This is a genomic window from Lactobacillus delbrueckii subsp. delbrueckii DSM 20074 = JCM 1012, from assembly GCF_001433875.1.
In the GTDB taxonomy this organism is placed as follows: Bacteria; Bacillota; Bacilli; order Lactobacillales; family Lactobacillaceae; genus Lactobacillus; species Lactobacillus delbrueckii.
This window is the reverse complement of sequence record NZ_AZCR01000131.1, coordinates 1-536: the sequence shown is the minus strand read 5'-3', so window position 1 is coordinate 536 and position 536 is coordinate 1. Positions and strand designations below refer to the sequence as shown.

The 536-nt window shown below is 49.8% G+C and carries 1 protein-coding gene; it reads right to left on the bottom strand.

Translation table 11 applies throughout. The features are described from left to right. On the bottom strand, positions 1-536 hold a 536-nt coding region (locus tag FD23_RS08810; RefSeq protein WP_236743913.1), incomplete at both ends, for a thiamine pyrophosphate-dependent enzyme.

The window sequence follows — 536 nt, the reverse complement described above, 5'->3', positions numbered from 1 at the left end:
AATGCTTCTGCCTTGTCTTCTGAGTGGCCGGATGCACCTGAAGCCGCGTCAATTTCCAAACCAAACTTTTCAGCAAAGTATGAGAATGGGTGCAGAGCTTCTGCGTGGTAGTACTTCACGAATTCTGGGTCATCCAGAGTGTTAAGTTCAGTTGAGTAAGCCATGTGCTTAGTGTACTTAACGTCGATGAAGGCCGGGCCGTCCATCTTCTTCCATTCTTCTACAGCGGCTTGGAATTCAGCCTTGTCGTGAACAGTGAAGGCCTTCATGTTCATACCTTCAGCAACCTTTGCCCAGTCGTTGTCTGGAATGATAACACCTGACAGAGGTTGGTTGGATTCGTCACGCTGTTCTGCTTCGATGAAGCCCAAAGTTTCGTTAGTGAAGACAACAGTCAATACGTGCATGTTGTAGCGAGCCAAAGTAAGCAGTTCTTCGCTCATCATCGCGAAGCCACCGTCACCGGCCAAGTGCCATACTTCACGGTCTGGCATTGCAGTTGCGGCTGCAATGGCAGCTGGTGAGCCGTAACCCAT